General features: G+C 43.6%; 17 protein-coding genes and 1 tRNA gene. 3 read left to right on the plus strand and 15 right to left on the minus strand.

The window, feature by feature from the left end:
* Positions 1 to 9: 9 nt before the first annotated feature.
* The 7 genes from BMW86_RS24100 to BMW86_RS24130 all read right to left on the minus strand — a co-directional run bounded on the left by BMW86_RS24100 (position 10) and on the right by BMW86_RS24130 (position 6,247).
* Positions 10 to 696 carry a nucleotidyltransferase family protein gene (locus tag BMW86_RS24100; RefSeq protein WP_177189373.1) on the minus strand — a complete coding sequence of 229 codons (687 nt, stop codon included), beginning with the start codon at positions 694 to 696 and terminating at the stop codon, positions 10 to 12.
* A complete protein-coding gene (locus tag BMW86_RS24105; RefSeq protein WP_089784770.1) occupies positions 693 to 1,268 on the minus strand; it encodes a D-sedoheptulose-7-phosphate isomerase in 576 nt (191 codons plus the stop codon). Before BMW86_RS24105 ends, BMW86_RS24100 begins: the two co-directional genes overlap by 4 nt.
* On the minus strand, positions 1,268 to 2,287 hold the full coding sequence (locus tag BMW86_RS24110) for a GHMP family kinase ATP-binding protein (protein WP_089784772.1): 1,020 nt from the start codon (positions 2,285 to 2,287) through the stop codon (positions 1,268 to 1,270). The genes BMW86_RS24105 and BMW86_RS24110 overlap by 1 nt, the downstream gene beginning before the upstream one ends.
* Before the next feature lie 86 nt (positions 2,288 to 2,373).
* Positions 2,374 to 3,492 carry a glycosyltransferase gene (locus BMW86_RS24115; RefSeq protein WP_089784774.1) on the minus strand — a complete coding sequence of 373 codons (1,119 nt, stop codon included), beginning with the start codon at positions 3,490 to 3,492 and terminating at the stop codon, positions 2,374 to 2,376.
* A 1-nt stretch (position 3,493) separates the two neighbouring features.
* Positions 3,494 to 4,441 (minus strand): glycosyltransferase family 2 protein, encoded by a 948-nt coding sequence (locus BMW86_RS24120; RefSeq protein ID WP_089784776.1) that lies wholly within the window; start codon positions 4,439 to 4,441, stop codon positions 3,494 to 3,496.
* Between the two features lie 14 nt (positions 4,442 to 4,455).
* The gene (locus BMW86_RS24125; RefSeq protein ID WP_089784778.1) at positions 4,456 to 4,971 is read right to left on the minus strand and encodes a DUF4199 domain-containing protein; all 516 of its coding nucleotides are present in this window, start codon (positions 4,969 to 4,971) and stop codon (positions 4,456 to 4,458) included.
* A gap of 16 nt (positions 4,972 to 4,987) precedes the next feature.
* Positions 4,988 to 6,247 (minus strand): dihydroorotase, encoded by a 1,260-nt coding sequence (locus tag BMW86_RS24130; protein ID WP_089784781.1) that lies wholly within the window; start codon positions 6,245 to 6,247, stop codon positions 4,988 to 4,990.
* Between the two features lie 166 nt (positions 6,248 to 6,413).
* Between BMW86_RS24130 and BMW86_RS24135 the strand changes: the two genes are divergently transcribed.
* A tRNA-Pro gene (locus BMW86_RS24135) sits at positions 6,414 to 6,487 on the plus strand.
* A gap of 439 nt (positions 6,488 to 6,926) precedes the next feature.
* Here BMW86_RS24135 and BMW86_RS24140 read toward each other — a convergent pair.
* From BMW86_RS24140 to BMW86_RS24170, 7 genes are all read right to left on the minus strand, one after another.
* Complete coding sequence (locus BMW86_RS24140; protein WP_143056681.1) at positions 6,927 to 7,430, minus strand: VOC family protein; 504 nt, start codon at positions 7,428 to 7,430, stop codon at positions 6,927 to 6,929.
* Between the two features lie 223 nt (positions 7,431 to 7,653).
* Positions 7,654 to 8,073: a nuclear transport factor 2 family protein gene (locus tag BMW86_RS24145; RefSeq protein ID WP_089784785.1), complete on the minus strand. Its 420-nt coding sequence runs from the start codon at positions 8,071 to 8,073 to the stop codon at positions 7,654 to 7,656.
* A 90-nt stretch (positions 8,074 to 8,163) separates the two neighbouring features.
* On the minus strand, positions 8,164 to 9,021 hold the full coding sequence (locus BMW86_RS24150) for an SDR family NAD(P)-dependent oxidoreductase (protein ID WP_089784789.1): 858 nt from the start codon (positions 9,019 to 9,021) through the stop codon (positions 8,164 to 8,166).
* 185 nt (positions 9,022 to 9,206) lie between these two features.
* The gene (locus BMW86_RS24155) at positions 9,207 to 9,701 is read right to left on the minus strand and encodes a Crp/Fnr family transcriptional regulator (RefSeq protein WP_255372993.1); all 495 of its coding nucleotides are present in this window, start codon (positions 9,699 to 9,701) and stop codon (positions 9,207 to 9,209) included.
* 471 nt (positions 9,702 to 10,172) lie between these two features.
* Entirely contained in the window at positions 10,173 to 10,571 is a 399-nt protein-coding gene (locus BMW86_RS24160; protein ID WP_089784791.1) for a YybH family protein, read from the minus strand.
* Positions 10,572 to 10,680: 109 nt separating this feature from the next.
* Complete coding sequence (locus BMW86_RS24165) at positions 10,681 to 11,253, minus strand: Crp/Fnr family transcriptional regulator (protein ID WP_089784793.1); 573 nt, start codon at positions 11,251 to 11,253, stop codon at positions 10,681 to 10,683.
* A 173-nt stretch (positions 11,254 to 11,426) separates the two neighbouring features.
* Complete coding sequence (locus BMW86_RS24170) at positions 11,427 to 12,431, minus strand: lipase family protein (RefSeq protein ID WP_089784796.1); 1,005 nt, start codon at positions 12,429 to 12,431, stop codon at positions 11,427 to 11,429.
* Positions 12,432 to 13,028: 597 nt separating this feature from the next.
* Between BMW86_RS24170 and BMW86_RS24180 the strand changes: the two genes are divergently transcribed.
* Together BMW86_RS24180 and BMW86_RS24185 are read left to right on the plus strand one after the other, a co-directional pair.
* Positions 13,029 to 13,568, plus strand: coding sequence for a hypothetical protein (locus BMW86_RS24180; RefSeq protein WP_143056682.1), 540 nt, complete (start codon positions 13,029 to 13,031; stop codon positions 13,566 to 13,568).
* Positions 13,569 to 13,622: 54 nt separating this feature from the next.
* Entirely contained in the window at positions 13,623 to 16,265 is a 2,643-nt protein-coding gene (locus BMW86_RS24185; RefSeq protein ID WP_089784802.1) for an outer membrane beta-barrel protein, read from the plus strand.
* A gap of 64 nt (positions 16,266 to 16,329) precedes the next feature.
* On the opposite strand, the gene BMW86_RS24190 is transcribed toward BMW86_RS24185, so the two are convergent.
* A complete protein-coding gene (locus tag BMW86_RS24190) occupies positions 16,330 to 17,304 on the minus strand; it encodes a helix-turn-helix transcriptional regulator (RefSeq protein ID WP_089784805.1) in 975 nt (324 codons plus the stop codon).
* Between the last annotated feature and the right edge of the window lie 12 nt (positions 17,305 to 17,316).

Raw genomic sequence — 17,316 nt, forward strand, 5'->3', positions numbered from 1 at the left:
AGTATTTAATTAACTGCCCAGTTCTGTCTGCACCCGTGCATAATCATCCGGAACCCCTATATCAATAAAATAAGTATCACTTATAAATCCGTACAGCGCCTTGCTCTTTTCCAGTACTTCTTTTTCAAAGGAGAACTGCTGTGGAAATCCCAGGCTTTGGAGGTATTGTTTGGATGTCAGATAGATACCGCCGTTGATCAGTCCTTCTTCACGGAATTGTTTTTCCAGGAAGGCGGTGATGCGGTCGTTCTCATCCAGTTCCACACTGCCATAGCGTTCGAACTGGTACATGGGTTTTAAAGCCAGTGACAGTGCGCTTTGCTTTTGCTGATGGAAGTTGTAAAATTCATTGAGCGGTACGCCAAAGAATGTATCTCCGTTGGTGATAAAGAATTCATTGCCTTTCACTTTAGACATGGCCAGCAGGATACCACCACCAGTGCCTAAAGGTTCTTCTTCTATCACGAATGAAATCTCTATATCCAGGTTGGCTTCTTGGCACCAGTCTATCACCTGTTCCGACTTATATCCAAGGGAAAGTATGACGTGTGTTATTCCCTGTTCCTGCAGGTATTTCAGCAGGTAATACAGGAAAGGGTGCTTGCCCACAGGCGCCATGCATTTAGGCTTATCAGCCACTACGCTGCGCAGGCGGGTACCCAGTCCACCCGCTAGTACAATACATTCCGTAATCATGGGAAGAGGTTATTTTCCACTATTTCGCAAATGATATGTCCTACGGTGATATGAGATTCCTGTATTCTTGGTGTATCAGAAGAAGGCATATTCAGCAGGTAATCGCTGTTCTCTCTCATTTTTCCGCCGCTGAAGCCTGTCATACTCACGATGATCATTCCTTTCTCTTTGGCCACTTTATATGCTTCCAGGATATTAGTTGAGTTGCCGGAAGTAGAGATACCTACCAGTACATCTCCTTTCTGGCCTATACCACGTAGTATACGTGCATATACCTGGTCGTAACCATAGTCATTACCTACTGCCGTCATGTATGAGGTATTGCAGTGCAAAGCCTCTGCATACAGCGGAGTTCTGTCTTTATAAAAACGGCCGGAGAATTCAGCTGCCAGGTGTTGTGCATCGGCTGCGCTGCCGCCATTACCGCAGAACAGGATCTTATGGTTTTGTTGCAGGCTGCCGGTGATTACATTGGCAACCTGTTGTATGGTTTGTACAAGCGCTTCATCATTACAGATGGCCTCTTTTACAGCGATACTTTCGCGGATGATGCGTATAATATTGTTAGTCATCAGATAGTCCAGGTATTTAATCCGTGGTTAGTAAAATGATAGCGTTTCACATGACCGCCGAAAGCAGACAGTGCGTCTACAACTGCATAACGTGTGTTTGCCGGGCAATAGAAGATCATGAAACCACCGCCGCCTGCGCCGGAGATTTTACCACCGGTTGCGCCTGCACGTTTTGCAGCATTATAAATATCATCTAAAGAAGAATTTGAGATGCCTGCCGCCATATTCTTTTTATGCTGGAAACCGAAGTCGAGGATATCTCCGATGCGGTCTATCGTACCTTTTAAAAGAGCTTCCTTCATCATCACTGCCTGTTCTTTCAGGTGGTGCATGGCTTCTATGGAAGCTGACTTTTTATCGTGAACGTTCTTTTGTTGTTCGGAAATGATACTGCTGGATAAACGGCTGGTAGAGGTATAATACAGTACCAGGTTATTTTCCAGTTCATAGAGATATTTATCTTTGATTCTCAATGGATTCACGATCACTTTATCACCATCATAGAACTCCATGAAGTTCACCCCGCCGAAGGTAGCAGCATATTGGTCCTGTTTACCACCAGCCTGTTTGAGGTCTTCTCTTTCTATCACGTAGGCCAGGTGAGCCATATCATATTCCCCCAAAGGTAGTTTTAACCATTCGGCAAAAGCGCCTAAGACGGTGACTACCAGGGTAGAGGAAGTCCCCAGTCCTGATCCCGCAGGTGCATCCACAAAAGTAGTGAGTTTGAAGCCTGAAGGGATGCCGTAATCTTTGGCTACCCGGTTGATCACACCTTTCAGGATGTCCAGTTTACCATCTAAAGGAAGAGGGAAAGTGGCATCGCAGGTAAGTTGCTCTTTCCTGTCGGCAGATTCAAAAATGACTTTGTTATCCTGCAGCGGTTCAATGGCTGCACGTGCATATAAGGAGATGGTTGCATTCAGGATAGCGCCTCCATACATATCAGAGTATGGGCTAACATCTGTTCCTCCTCCTGCCAGCCCCAGGCGTAAAGGTGCTTTGCTACGATAGATCACGATATATCTGGTTTTATAAGAACGGCAAGATAAAACAATCCCCGATTAGCAGGAACGAATTGTCTTAAAAAAAAGTTAAATGTAGTTTATTGTTTCTCAGCGAGTTTATAGATTTCGTTTGCCAGGCGTGACCAGGAGTACTGCTTTTTTTCGATACGGATGGCATCAATCATATCTGCTTCCCTGTTGCCGGCATAGAATTTCTCAATGGCAGTAGCGATATCGGCAGGATCGGGGCTGCATTGGAAGCCTACAACATTATCCGGTACCATTTCTATCAGTCCGCCTACACGGGTCACCACCATTGGCTTTTCGAAGTGATAAGCTATCTGAGAGATACCGCTTTGTGTAGCGCTTTTGTAAGGTTGTACTACCAGGTCTGCCGCGCAGAAGAAGTTCTTCACTTCATCGTTGGGGATGAAATCGGTGTGCAGGATGATACGGTCGCCCAGTTGCAGTTTCTCCAGGAGTTGCTGGTAAGGAGTGGCATCTTCATAAAACTCTCCTGCTACTATCAGGCTGACATCTTTCATACGTTCATCGGCCATGGCCTGTATCAGCAGGTCCAAACCTTTGTACTGGCGGATAAAGCCAAAGAAGAGGATGTATTTCTTATCCTGTTGCAGTTGTAGTTTTTCTCTGGCAGCAGCTTTGGATATGGGCGTACCATAGTTATCATAGATAGGATGGGGGATGAGTGATACCGGTTTCTTTGGTTCAAACAGTTTTAAATCATCCAGCACGGACTGGCTCATGGCAATGAAAGCATCTACCGGTTTAAGGAAATATCTGGTAAATGGCACATCCCCCGGGCGTTTTTCGTGCGGGATCACATTATCTAAGATAGAGACTACTTTTGTGTGTTTGTTTTTGCCCAGGCGCAGTAAAGTACCCAGCACAGGCCCCATTAAAGGGATCCAGTATTTGGCGATGATGATATCCGGCGCCATCTGACGGATTTTGCGGCCGGTGATCCACCAGTTGATCGGATTGACAGAGTTGATCAACCTGCGGATGCGCAGATTGGCAGGAGCCGGTTCTGTGGCGTACTGGCTTTTACCCGGAAACAGGAAGCCGGGATACTGTACAGTGAATGTCCAGATCTCCACTTCTGCGCTGAGCTGTAATTCTTCTGCAAGTCTTTCGTTATAAGCAGCCAGACCGCCCCGGAAGGGCCAGGCTGGGCCAAGGATCAGGATCTTCATATTATTTGGTACGGTCTAATACAGTTTCCACCAGGTAGTCGTTCCTTTCCGGGGAGTTTCTTGTCACCAGTTCTCCAATGAAACCTGTCAGGAATAACTGGGAACCTATGATCATGGCCAGCATGGCGAAGTAAAACAGCGGGCGTTCTGTCATTTTATATACAGAGTTCCAGATGCGTTCTATTGCCAGGTCTGCGGTGATGACAAATCCGATGAGGAAGCAAACGGTGCCTAATGCGCCAAACAGGTGCATAGGGCGTTTCCCGAACTTACCGATGAACATGATGGAAGCGAGGTCCAAGAACCCGTTGATAAAGCGTTCCAGACCAAATTTAGAGGTGCCGTATTTACGGGCGCGGTGTTCCACCACTTTCTCGCCGATGTTGCGGAAGCCGCTCCATTTGGCGATAACGGGGATGTAACGGTGCATTTCTCCGTATACTTCAATGCTTTTAGCTACTTTTTTGCGGTATGATTTAAGACCGCAGTTCATATCATGCAACTTTACGCCACTCATTCTGGTGGTGGTCCAGTTGTATAATTTAGAAGGGAGGTTCTTTGCGAGGGCGTTATCGTAGCGTTTCTTTTTCCAGCCGCTCACAATATCATATCCATCTTCCTTGATCATGCGGTAGAGTTCCGGTATTTCATCCGGACTATCCTGCAGATCAGCGTCCATGGTGATCATCACCTGTCCCTGGGCTGCTTTGAAGCCTTCATTCAGTGCCGCTGATTTACCATAGTTGCGCTGGAACTTGATACCCTTGATATTAGGATTTGCTTCAGCGAGTTGCTGAATTACACTCCAGGAAGTATCGGTACTGCCATCATCGATCATCCACACTTCGTAGGAGAAGTTATTCTCTTTCATTACACGGTCTATCCATGCAGCGAGTTCGGGCAGTGATTCTTCTTCGTTTTTTAAGGGAACGATAACTGAAATATCCATGTTGCTAAGATAGTTTATACGGTACGTTTTTTCCGGATGCATACGGATACGATGGCGGCGAGTACAAAATAGCGTATCACCAGCGAAAAGTAAGTGAGTATGATCCCTGTTGCAGGCATGTGATAATCCTGTTTTCTGATATCATCCAGTTGCTTTTCAATATCGTCTTCCGGCATTTTAGCCCAGTGGAGGGTTCTGTCGGCGGTCGCTATTGCATGTTGTTTAGCCTGGTCCGGAATGGTAGGATCCACAAAGTTGTAAAAAACGTATGTGCAGATAACGGCCATCAGTCCACCTATCACGAAGGTGAGAAAAACGGGTTTGAGTGCTTGTTTGAAATCGATAAAGCCTCCCAGTGCACGTTTTTGTTGTAATCCGGCGAATACGCTGAAAATAACAAATACTACCAGGAGTATCATCCCCAGTACGAAGCTGAAAAACAACTCATGACTAACCTGCCAGACGATTATATTTACCAGTATGGCTACAGCGCCAGCTATTAAACCCCACTTAATACCAGGATTACTCATAATTCAGATGACATTTTTAAAGTTGGGTAAGGGTGCCGTTAATAATTCCTTTCACGGTTCCCTTTAATTGAGCGCCAATATACGCTGAATTTTTGGACCTGCTTGCCAGGTGAGCCGGTGTAAGTACCCATTCTTCTTCCGGATTGAAGATGGTAAGGTTGGCGCTTGCATTTATTGCCAGCGTGTGGGCTGGCAGGTTAAATATCTCTCTCGGCTTAACTGTAAGCATGTTAATCAATTGATCCAGTGGTACTTCGGGTAAATATTTGCGGAGTACCCCGAAGCAGCTTTCCAGTCCTATCATGCCATTTTTAGCGTATTCGAACTCTACTTGTTTAGCGTCCCAGTCCTGCGGCAGGTGGTGAGTCGCGAAGCAGTCTATCACTCCTTCCTTTACGGCATCCTGTAATGCTTTCACATCATCAGCGCTGCGCAGGGGGGGATTAACCTTCAGATTGGCATCGTAGGTTTCCAGTCCGGCATCGGTGAGGGAGAGGTGGTAGGGTGTTACGGAGCAGGTTACTTTAACACCATCTGCTTTCGCCCTTTTAATCAGCTCCACGGCTTTGCGGGTGCTGATCCCGGTGAAGTGGATGCGGGAGTCTGTGTATTTTGCTAGCTCTATATCTCTTTGAATAATAAGTTCTTCTGCGATGGCTGGTTTGCCTGGCATCCCCAGCTGAGTGCTATAAATGCCTTCGTGCATGAGGCCATGGGCGGAGATGGAAAGATCATCCGGTAGCTGGATGATAGTGCCGTTGATAGCTTTCACATACTGAAGTGCTTTAAGCATCATTCCAGGTGATTGTAAAGGCTTTAGCCCATCGGAGAAGGCTACGGCGCCTGCCTGGCTCATTTCGTACATTTCTGCCAGTGAGGTGCCTTCCACGTTTTTGGTAATGGCACCTATGGGGAGAACCTGTACTGCGCTGTGGCGTGTTTTGCTGATCACATATTCGATCTGTGGCTTGGTGTGCAGGGCCGGTTGGGTGTTTGGCACTACCATTACTGTAGTGAATCCACCTTTGGCTGCGGCGGCAACGCCGGTTTGCAGATCTTCTTTGTGTTCCTGTCCGGGATCGCAGAAGTGAGAGAAGATGTCTGTCCAACCCAGCGATACGTGCAGGTTGTTACCGGTTATCACTTGTGCCTGGGGGGCAGCAATATTGCTGCTTATCTGGCTGATAATGCCGTTTTCGATCAGAATATCCTGCTGCTTTCCGTGGAACGGAGAGGAGGGAGCGGTGATTTGTACGTTTTTGAGTAGTATTTGCATGCTGAACTAACTGTGTCTATACCGTTCTTTTAAATGCCGGCAACAAAAGTAATAGAAATTAAGATTAGGGCGTGCAGGTTGGGGATAATTGTAGGCTATAAAATTTTAAAAAATCAATATTATAATTACATTTGCATCCCGTCGTCAAAAACGGTTACCGGTTTTTCGGGACGTAGCGCAGCCCGGTAGCGCGCTTGCATGGGGTGCAAGAGGTCGCTGGTTCGAATCCAGTCGTCCCGACTAAAAAAAGGAACCCTTCAGATCGTTGGATTTGAAGGGTTTTTCTATTTTAATAAATTAAGATCTATCAAGGAGGGATGTTCCATTGATTTCATTGTGAGTGATTTAGGCAAGGTTCGAATCAATTTTGATGAATTAGATGATGTACATTCGGCAAGCGACATCATCAACTCTCCCTGCATATACCATACGAAAACAAATTAAGCCACCCTGCTGATTTCAGAGTTCAATAAAGTTTTTATGAAAAGGAAGAGGCGGTAAAAAAACTACCTTTTAAGGGTATTCGCTTCTTTTACCGCATCTTGTATAGAATCTTTATCACAATAATAACCTTCCTGATTTACTCATTGCTACACTGTACCCAAAGACACCCTAATTATGCAGGAATTGGTGTTGAATATGATGAAGCAATTTGTAATAGCCACACCCATTCCAGAAGCTATAGGTGTTTGTCATGGTCTGCCAAGGGGCCATGAAATAATCTGGGGATAGTCGTATCTGCCTGGAAAATATTTATTTTGTTACCATCAATATCTGTTATCATTGTCGAAAGCATGCTGTCGCCAGCCAGGTATTGGTTTTTCCATACGAACTGTACGCCTTTGTCTTCTAACGTTTTCGTTGCCAAAGCTAAATCCTCTACCTGAAATACAATAGCTTTCGTACCAATCAGGTGGTCCGGCATTGGTGAAAGAAGGTCATCAATCCTGTGCTGTACAGGAAACTGCAGGAGCTCTAAAAACATGCCGGCTCCATCAATTATAGCAACTTTTGCCGTTTCACTGCCAACCGACCACTCGGTCTTAGAAACAAGTTTAAAGTTCAGGATCTTGCAATACCAGTCAATAGATGCTTCAAGGTCAGTCACAGTGAAAGCGACGTTGTAAAGGGAAAGGCTGGCCAGCCCGTTAGCTACACCTGGAAGATTGTTTGTTGTTTTCATTTTTAATAATGTTATTGGTTTATAAATTTGAGTCAATTGCCTAAAAAAGATTCCCGCATGGGATGATTTGTTATCAGCATCTGCTATCAATACATCCCTGCATTAAGTGCTTCAACAGCCTTAACAGGATCAGCTAGAAATGCCGGCTGCGATAGCTTCTGCAACCACATCAGCAGCCTGGCCATTTGTCAAGCCCAATGCCCTTGTTCCCGGTGTGTTTTGTCTACTTTTTGGGCAGATCGGCAACGCCATTTGGAAATGAGCTTTTAGAAACCTGCGCTAAGTCAAGCGCTTCCCGAAGCAGTGCTATTTTCCCATCCTTCGCTACAAGTCTTCCCATATAATGTTGGTGATAAGGTCTGCCGGTAGAAGCGACGGTACATTCCACTTCGTATTCGCCAAAAACCTGCTCCGGTGTATCAATATGTATCCGGATATTTTGAAATTGAAATCCGGGGAATGTCTTCGGGAGGTTTTGCAGAAATTTGTACAGCGTTTCCTTGCCGCTCCATCGCCAGGGTAAGCCCAGGCTGTTGAGATAAGGTAACTCTATAGTGGCATCGTCTGCAAACAGGGTTATAGCTTCATCAGCGTTATTAATGTTTTGGAGGTAAGCCATCAATAGTTCTTTTGCGGTTGTCATTGTATTATTTTTTAGATTTTTAAAAGATTTTTTGTACGGGTACAGCGTAAAGGATGTATATAAATTTGAAAATTGTTAGCATTAGTCTGCTTAGCCATTATATGCAGCCAGCCATTTTGCCTTAATATCAGCACGGGCATTTATAAATTCCTTGTCAGTTCCCTGTGCAATGGCATCCAGCGGAAAACGTAGCGGGCGACTGCCTTTTTTCATACTTACCAGTTTCAGGATACCATCCGCAATGGTTTGCGGATTCATATTGAACTGCGCCATTTTGCCAAATAATGAATTTCCTAATGCTGTGAATTTTTGCGTAGCCGCTTCACCATATTCCGCGGTGATATTTTCTTTGTCTGCGTTCAGTCCGGCTTTGGAGCCATTGTTCATTTCTGTTGGATACACGCCGGGCTGTATACTTACGTTTTCGATACCATAATCGGCCAGTTCATCCTGCATGCCTTCTGTAATACTTTCCACCACAAATTTGGAAGCCATGTAAGGGATCATAAAGGGCAATGTGTGCCCGCTGGCGCCAGTAGTAATATTGATGATCAAGCCATTTTTAACCGATCGCATGGAGGGCAGCACAGCGTTGTAAGTGCGCAATACGCCATAAAAATTCACTTCAAATATTTTTCGGATCTGTTCCAGTGTATAGCCTTCCAGTAAACCATAGCCAGCAACTGCGGCGTTGTTGATAAGGACGTCGATGCAGCCATATTTCGCCAGCACTTTGTCGAATGCAGCTTTTACTGATTCGTCGCTGGTTACATCTATTTCCACTACTTCTACGTTGGGCAGGGCCGATAGCTCCTGTGCGGCGGCGGCATTCTTTCCATATACATTACGCATCCCGGCAATTACGGTATGACCGGCATTAGCTAATGTAATGGTAGTAAGCTTACCAAAACCGGTACTGGTGCCTGTGATAAAAATTGTCTTTGACATGATTGTAATTTTTTGTTATTGCGATAACACAAAGTTGTTACAACCATAAAGCCTGGGGAATGAGGTAAGGCAAGAAATAAATTGATCTACATCAATCGGGAAAATACAGAATTGACATATGTATACAGCAAAAAGGAGCTTTTGCAGGGCTTCTTTAAAGACGATGGATAATGAATAGGAAACAATTATTTTTTTGTTATGCCATTTCTGATGCGGCTAAGCGTTTCAGGTTTAATGCCCAGGTAAGAAGCTATCATAGCCTGCGGAATACGCATAGCAAAGTCAGCATACTTTTGGAGGAAATCCAGGTATTTTTCTTCAGCGGACTTACTAATGCCGGATAAAATACGGTTTTGGTTAACATTGAAACTCTTCGAAATAATCGCATGGACCATATCCCTGAAAGCCGGAATTTTAGAACAGATCATTTCAAAGTTCGGGCCGGTAAATAATACCACTTCACAGTCTTCGATCGCATCTATGTTCAACCGCGACGGCGTCTGGTTTAGCAGGCTTTCCCGGTCGCCGATCCACCAGTTTTCTACACCGAAATAAATAATATGTTCGATGCCTTTATCATCTACCGCATACATACGCATGCAACCTTTGGTAATGAAGGCATCATATTTCCACACATCACCCTCTTGCAGTAAGTATTGTTTTTTTCGTAATTTTTTCAAAATTGAAACGGAGCGTATCAATTCTTTTTCGTCATTGGTCAATGCGATCTTTCGATCAAGGTACTGCTGAAAAGTATCGTACACGTTTTTTTTATAAAAGTAAGTAAAGATTAAAGAACTAGGTATATGCCTCACTTCTCTATCATTTTTCAATATTTACGTAAGTGATTGATTAACTGTTAATTGCGAATATTCTGCTATAAATAATAAAGGCTAACAAACTGCCCTAACTCCTTTAAATCCCGTATAAACAGGTTAGACATTTGTCCAGTTGGCCCGACCGAACAGAAAGAGGATAGTCAATTGACTATCCTCTTTCTTGTTTTATATCTCATATCAAAGAATTTTAGGATCAGGTTGAATTATATATATCCTTTGGGCGCGACAAAGGTAATACCCTGCCAACGTAGTTATTGCCGATAAAGCCCATATGCTTATCATACCAATTCTTTTTATTTGATGTAGATGAATTTATTTAATTGCAGAAGTATTGTTAAATATATAATGGGATATTTTCCATTCACCGAGATGCTTGCGGAGTACGAACAGTTCTTTATTTTTTAAAGAAATATCTTCACCACTGGACTTAACATGTGTATCAACGTTTGAATTTGTTCTTACAAAAGCGTATTCGCCGCTTACAATAATTTCATCGATAATGTACCGAACCTGTATTTGAAAAGTTTTCAGCAGGAATTCAAAAGAAGCTGTTAGTTGTTCTGTTCCCTGGACTAAAGGGCCGTTGTTAGGCATAAGGACGCCATCAGGCGTATATATTGCAACTGTTTTGGCAATATTGGTTGCGTTAAAGGCATCGCTGTAGGAAAGGATCAGTTTTTCAATGGCGATTTGTTCTTCAGTTGTTTGCATTTTTTTATTGTACTACTTGTTTCTAAGTACAGTGCAAAGCAACCGGTTATTGAAAAGATCAGCCAATAAACAAGGTTAAGAAATAGGCTTAACCTAAGTTAAGGGTAAATTACTTGACCCTGCGGATCTTGCTTAGAAATTCCGGTGTGATGCCGATGTAAGATGCTATTTGCGTATTAGGTAACCTGTTGGCTAATTGGGGGTATTGTTCACGGAAAGTATGATACCTTTCATCGGCTGTGGAACTGATGTTTTGCAGCACCCTGTTTTGAATTTCTATAAACTTTTCTTCTACGATAACTCTAAATATCCTGTCGAATTTTGGGTGGTTGTGATAAAGGTAGATGAGGTTTGGCTTCTCAATCTGCAACACCACGGATGGTTCAATCGCTTCAATATATAGCCGGCTTTCTTTTCCCGAATGGAAACTACCAATATCAGCTATCCATTCGTTTTCAGCAGCAAACTGAATGTTATGTTCTGTTCCATTGTCGTCAACCCCATACATTTTAAAACATCCCGAAAGAACAAATGTATAATGTTTGCAAACGTCATTCTGTTGCAGGATAAACTGTCTGCGTTTCACCTTCTTTTCAACTACGCGTTGCTTCAACTCATTCTTTTCAATTTCCCTAAGCGGGATGTATTGTGCAAAATGTTCAATGAGTTGGTCTATCGGCATATTATTAGTTTGTAAATAGGTTACAAAGTAATCATTTTACAAAATGATTTTATGCATCAAACTGGTATTTTGATAAAGTTTGACATTGTTAGATCAGCGGGTATCAAATAAGAGAAAAAAAGGCTGGTCTTTTAGACCAGCCCCCAAAGTATTTTTTATTGATAGTGATCTGTTTAAACGGCCGGCACTGGCGGCTGCGAAATAAATGATGATATCGATGGCAGCGTTATACCGAGATACTGCGCATAGTTGCTGATCTGATGCTGGGCGCCCGCCTGGCCTAACCAGCCCTTGAGGGTATTGGCTTCATGATTAGTATCCAGAAGGGTGGGGAAGAATGTATAATTATTTGCTGGTTGCTGATAATCATCAAGGGTGAATAAGGCTGCCAGCAGGAGAAAAGCTTCTTGCAGACTGACAGTTTGTCCCTTATAGGTAGTGGTAATTTCAGCCGCTGCCGGTTGAGGTGTGTACAGACTACCAGTAAAAACGATCCTGTCAGGAACCGCAAAATTGGGAATAATATCATTCTCATTGTGGTAATGCCATGCTGCAGGCAGCTTGTTATCCAGATCCCTGGCAAAAGCGGGGTTACCGGCAGCGGGTGCCGCAAAGGTGTAAAGGGAAATATTGTCGGAAGAGATGCCCTTCGGAAGGGTCTGTACGTAATACGACGCATATACATTGGCTATATTACCACCCAGGCTATGCCCTGCAATGATCAGCCGTTGGCCGTTACCGACCGTATTCTTTAACAAATACTCCCCGATAGGGATGCCGGAACCCTGCGAGTCCGTCATGCTCATAATAGCCTTGAATGCTTTATCAGCCCCTTTGCTGATACGTGCATCAGAGGTACTGGCATAAGGCCAGCTTACCCGTCCCAATACATTGAAGTCTTCCTCGATCCAGTCAACAAGAAAATCCAGGTCATTAAAAGCAACCGAGCCCCGGAAGATCAGCGCATAATTTTGTCCGGTAGAGTCCACCGCAATAAAGGCGTAATTGGGGTCAGCCGGGTTTCCGCTCCAGACTATTTTCCAGCCCGACAGGGAGCTTCCAATTGCCTGGACAGGATTGTTTGCCAACGAGACATTGCAAAGCAATACAGCAGTTTTTGCATCTGTAACCTGATCACGGTTACTGGTGTTAGGGGTGTTGGGGGTGATTGGTCCCATAGTTATGGTTTTTGAAGGTGAAAAATGATGGGATTAAATTGGTAATTGAGAGATTTGATGGTTATTTGGGGAACCTAATTTAATAAGTTTATTCGAATTTCTGATAAAATACAGGCCACATTAACAATTGCCGGAATTCCTGAGCAGAATTCCTGATCAGATCACCAAAGTACTTTACTGAAAAATGTAGCTCTCCTGCATAATAAATCACACCTGGCATTAACTGTGTGTCCGTACTTTTGGGAAATATGAAAGATCTGACTTTCCTGCGTATAGATATAACCATTATTGCGGATTATATTTTATCACAGTCAGACCTGCAGTCACTAAGCTAATCTGCTTAGGATCTTAGAATGGAAGTTTTATCCAAATTAGCTGAACTGTAAACACAAAAACAGTATTCATGGTCATGAAATGTCATTTCGTGGAAAACTGTGTAAAATTCATCTATTGATTTACTCACCTGAATGATCAGTGCAGTAATTTTCACTGCGTAAACTGAAAACCCAATTAGGAAACCCTTAATCCTAACTATGCTGATGAGCTAATATATTTTTCTCTGAATTATTTTTTGTTAACTATAAAAACCCCCTTTTTATGAAAAAGATCTATGGAGTCTTTATTGCCTTGCTATGCTCTTTTGTTTCGTTGAACTCCCATGCCCAGTCAACAATGGGTATTTATTTATCCGGTGGAGCGGACATTTATGACTATGGTTTGGTTGTGCAGGATTTTGTACTCAATGTAAAGACCACTCAGAAAGGTGTGATCACTAATTATTCCTGGCCATTGTATGGTGTGAACATCGACCACACATCGCCTACGTTGACAATTGGAACGATTACATCAACTGAAACCCCCACAAGCATCTCAAATGCATTTACGGTGGAAGTGCAGACTGGTGGTAGTTCCTATGTCACTATTAAAAATACCAGCACAAAAACTTATTATGTACAACTGGACCTGCAATTCAACTATGACTATCCTGCGCATAGTGCCAGCGTTGTAATCGCTCCCGGAGCTGTCGGTACTATTCCGGTTACGACTGCTATGAACTACAGGAAGACCTTTTATTCTACTTCCAATCCTCCTACGTACATGTATTTTACCTTGTACTTCAGCACCAGTAATTTCTAATTTCTTACATCCAAAAGGCTGCCCCGTAATGCAGCCTTTTTCCCTTTTGCTTTTATGAAGTCCATTGCCCTATTGTTGCTCAGTGTTTGTTTTTATATTGCGTCTTCTGCCAGACAAATGGCAGCCATTTCCGGTACATTACAGGATAGTACCGGCAATCAGCAAATGAAAGGCGCCTCCGTTGTATTGTTGAATGCCTCCGATTCTGCATTTATAAGATTCACACCTGTACAGGCAGATGCGGCTTTCAGACTGGCCCATGTTCCCTACGGCAGTTACCTGCTGCAATTAAGTTTTGTAGGATTTGAAACCCGTTATCTGCATATCCATCCTGACCGTCCGGAAGTCAATCTGGATACTATTTACCTGTCTCCGCAGGTATATCATCTGGGAGATGTAGTGGTGAGACAGCCACCCGTTGTCTTCAGGAATGATACCGTTGAGTTCAATGCAGGCAGTTTCCCTACCAGGGCCTATGCCGTGCTGGAAGAGTTGCTAAAAAAACTACCCGGTGTACAGGTAAGTCCGGAAGGCACGATCAAAGTGAACGGTGTGACGGTAGAACGCCTGCTGGTAGATGGCGTCCCCTTCTTTGGCGGTAACCCGCAGACTGCCACCAAAAACCTGCCAGCCGATATTGTAGACAAAGTTCAGGTATATGATGCCAGTGCGGATCAGAAAGCATTCAATGGTTTTGATAATGGACCTAAACAAAAAACTGTCAACGTAGTCATTAAAAAGAATAAACGAAAAGGGGTCTTTGGCAATGCAATGGCTGGTGTGGGAACATCCGGTACATATAATACGGGCCTCAACCTGAACCGCTTTAATGGCAACCAGCAACTTTCACTGGTGGCACAGGCCAATGATATTAATACACAGGCACAGAACAATGGACCTTCTCCACAGGTCAGTACCGGTATCAATCATCTGGCTTCCGTCGATTTTAATTACAGGGATAAATGGGGTGATAAAACACTGGCCTATGGTAATTATTCATATGGACACCAACATACTATCTATGATCAGGATAGTCATACGCAAAATATTTTTACAGGCGATTCTGTAACGATCAATTCACAGACAGCTCATAATGTACGAACAAGTGAACGACACCGCATCAGTTTTAATATTGATACCCGCCCGGATAGTCTTAATACGCTTACAATCCGGCCCAATGCCAGTTATAGTAAGTCTTCCTCCAGCGATCTTCGTCATTCAGTATTGACTGATCAATCAGGAGATAGCATTTACAGCTCAGCGAGTGAACGGTTCGTGTATACGGAACAGCAATCGGCAGGCGGTAGTATGGCATATATGCACCGGTTCCGTAAGCCGGCGAGGACCTTCTCAGTAGATGTTGCCATTAATTCCAATGAGACCAGGAATAAAACCTATAGTAATACACAGACCACCTACCTGTCAGCAACACCAGCTGTATCCAATATAGATCAGCAAAATATTACGAAAGTGAACACCTCCAACATTGTGCCTGTGATATCTTATACAGAACCATTAGCAGCCAATCAGGCAATGGAACTGAATTATAAATACCGCTATAACAATAGTGAGGCAAATAATCAGGTGTATCGTTTTGATCAGGCCTCCCATGTATATGATCAACGGGATAGTCTGCAGAGTAATCATTTTAAGAACCTGTATCAGACCCACCAGTTCATGCTAAGTTATCGCCTGATCAGTCAGCAATGGAAAATAGTAGCAGGAGTAGGGGCAGAGCAGGATCTGCTGAAGGGTACTAATATCACCAAAGACAGTGTGCTGCGTACACATTATTTCAGTCTTACACCCGTAGTGAATGCTACGCTGGGATTAACTTCTACACAACAACTGGTATTTAGTTACAGTGGTCAGCCAATGGCTTTATCCATTGATCAGTTACAACCGGTACAGTCTACCATCGATTCCCTGTTTATCCAAAAGGGCAATCCTCACCTGGTACAACCCTATATGCATAATGCCAGTGTGACGTATAATCTGATGCTTCCATCACAACGTATGTTCTCCGTGATCCTGAGTGGGGGAAGCCTGAGGAATGCGGTACAAAATGCTATCACGCAGCTGGCTTCGGGTACGCAGGTAAGTACACCCGTCAATATGAATGGTACTTATAATGCCAGTGCGAGTATCAATTATAGTTTTCCACTGCAAAAAATAAATGCCTCCATGAATACGGTCACTTCATTTAATTATCAGCATACGCCTGTCATTTTAAATGAGAAAACCAGTATAACACATAGTGCCGGCGTAGGAGAGAGCATCTCCTTTCAGGGGCATATTACAGAACAATTCGATTATTACATCAGTACCATCACTAATCTGTTCAAAGTACATTATGAAGATATCACGACCCGTTACGTGATGGAACAGCTGATCGTCAATGCCCGTTACTATTACAGGGATTGGTTATTCAATATGTCCTTTTATTACATGTACAATGATAATCTGGCGGCAGGCTATAGAAAAGGAATCCCTCTGATATCTCCTGCAGTGAGCCGACAATTATTTAAGAACCGTGCGGGTGAAATAAAACTGTCAGTAAATGACCTCTTACAGCAAAATATGAGTGTAACCAGGATGACGACTGCTAACACGATCGTAGATACAAGGACCAGTGTGCGGCAACGTTATATCATGCTGAGTTTTACATATAATTTCAGGCGCTTTAATGGGAAATGATTAAAGAGCCTTATAGCAAGTGATGTTACCTACCTGGACACTTCAAGAATTCCATGGCAGGTTATCATTGAATGATAGCCGCCGCCGAATACTTCTTCGGTTTCATGCCTATATACTGTTCAAAAACTCTTGAAAAATGACTCAGGTTGGTAAATCCCAGTTGGTAGCCCACCTCAGAAACTGTCAATCGCTTTTCTTTCAGTAATCTTGCAGCTTCCTGCATCCGGTTCGACTGGTAATATTCAAAAACACCTTTTCCAAACGTCTGCTTAAACAGTTTTCGCATTTTAGGTTCGCTCATGCCGGCTTCTCTGGCTAGAGAAGCGATATCGGGAGGTTTGTCCAGGTGCGACTGCAAACGGAGTTTAATAGCGTAAATAGCTTTGATATCGTCCATATGCATACTGCTTGTTGGCAGAGCTTCCCGTTGCATCAGCAAGGCAAAAATGTAGCAAAGCAATTCTTCGCATTTCAGCTTGCAGTAATGACTTTCCAAACTTTCCGGTACCGGCAGATTCAGGATTTCGCTGGCTGTTTTGATCATTTCGGGTGAAAGACTGGTTTCATAAGCGAAGTTGTCTTTGGCTTCCAGAATACTTATAACCACCGGGTGTTGTATATTCCCAAAGTGTTGAAGCAGATACTGGCGCGGAACAGCAATCGTCACACTTCTGAAAAATGTGTTTGAAGGCATGGTAAGCACTGAAGAAACGGCATGTGCGCAAATAAATACGCTGGCTTGTTCAGGCAATAGCTGTTTTTCCTGTTGTACAGAATAGGGGAAAATATCGCTCAGCAAAAAAATAATGTCATCCTGTCCTTCAGCAAGTTCATTTGTCCGCTCCAGCAAAATTTCTTCATTCAGATAATAGTTACGCAGCATCATTCGTAGCCCATTTTCCCAGGAAAAGCCGGTGAGATATCCCCCTCCCTTACTTTCCGGAATATGGAAAAAGCGCCCTTGAATGGTGAGTCCAAAGGCCCGGGCAAATTCCAACATAATCCCCGAGCCATGTTTATCAGTAACCGATATTTTCATTTGCGACTATTT

The organism is Chitinophaga sp. YR573 (genome assembly GCF_900110995.1).
In the GTDB taxonomy this organism is placed as follows: Bacteria; Bacteroidota; Bacteroidia; order Chitinophagales; family Chitinophagaceae; genus Chitinophaga.

What these genes read in the sequence shown, in the direction of transcription:
- BMW86_RS24100 (WP_177189373.1), bottom strand. Translation starts at nt 696, where the DNA reads ATGATTACGGAATGTATTGTACTAGCGGGTGGACTGGGTACCCGCCTG.
- BMW86_RS24105 (WP_089784770.1), bottom strand. Translation starts at nt 1,268, where the DNA reads ATGACTAACAATATTATACGCATCATCCGCGAAAGTATCGCTGTAAAA.
- BMW86_RS24115 (WP_089784774.1), bottom strand. Translation starts at nt 3,492, where the DNA reads ATGAAGATCCTGATCCTTGGCCCAGCCTGGCCCTTCCGGGGCGGTCTG.
- BMW86_RS24120 (WP_089784776.1), bottom strand. Translation starts at nt 4,441, where the DNA reads ATGGATATTTCAGTTATCGTTCCCTTAAAAAACGAAGAAGAATCACTG.
- BMW86_RS24125 (WP_089784778.1), bottom strand. Translation starts at nt 4,971, where the DNA reads ATGAGTAATCCTGGTATTAAGTGGGGTTTAATAGCTGGCGCTGTAGCC.
- BMW86_RS24130 (WP_089784781.1), bottom strand. Translation starts at nt 6,247, where the DNA reads ATGCAAATACTACTCAAAAACGTACAAATCACCGCTCCCTCCTCTCCG.
- BMW86_RS24140 (WP_143056681.1), bottom strand. Translation starts at nt 7,430, where the DNA reads ATGAAAACAACAAACAATCTTCCAGGTGTAGCTAACGGGCTGGCCAGC.
- BMW86_RS24145 (WP_089784785.1), bottom strand. Translation starts at nt 8,073, where the DNA reads ATGACAACCGCAAAAGAACTATTGATGGCTTACCTCCAAAACATTAAT.
- BMW86_RS24150 (WP_089784789.1), bottom strand. Translation starts at nt 9,021, where the DNA reads ATGTCAAAGACAATTTTTATCACAGGCACCAGTACCGGTTTTGGTAAG.
- BMW86_RS24160 (WP_089784791.1), bottom strand. Translation starts at nt 10,571, where the DNA reads ATGCAAACAACTGAAGAACAAATCGCCATTGAAAAACTGATCCTTTCC.
- BMW86_RS24165 (WP_089784793.1), bottom strand. Translation starts at nt 11,253, where the DNA reads ATGCCGATAGACCAACTCATTGAACATTTTGCACAATACATCCCGCTT.
- BMW86_RS24170 (WP_089784796.1), bottom strand. Translation starts at nt 12,431, where the DNA reads ATGGGACCAATCACCCCCAACACCCCTAACACCAGTAACCGTGATCAG.
- BMW86_RS24180 (WP_143056682.1), top strand. Translation starts at nt 13,029, where the DNA reads ATGAAAAAGATCTATGGAGTCTTTATTGCCTTGCTATGCTCTTTTGTT.
- BMW86_RS24185 (WP_089784802.1), top strand. Translation starts at nt 13,623, where the DNA reads ATGAAGTCCATTGCCCTATTGTTGCTCAGTGTTTGTTTTTATATTGCG.
- BMW86_RS24190 (WP_089784805.1), bottom strand. Translation starts at nt 17,304, where the DNA reads ATGAAAATATCGGTTACTGATAAACATGGCTCGGGGATTATGTTGGAA.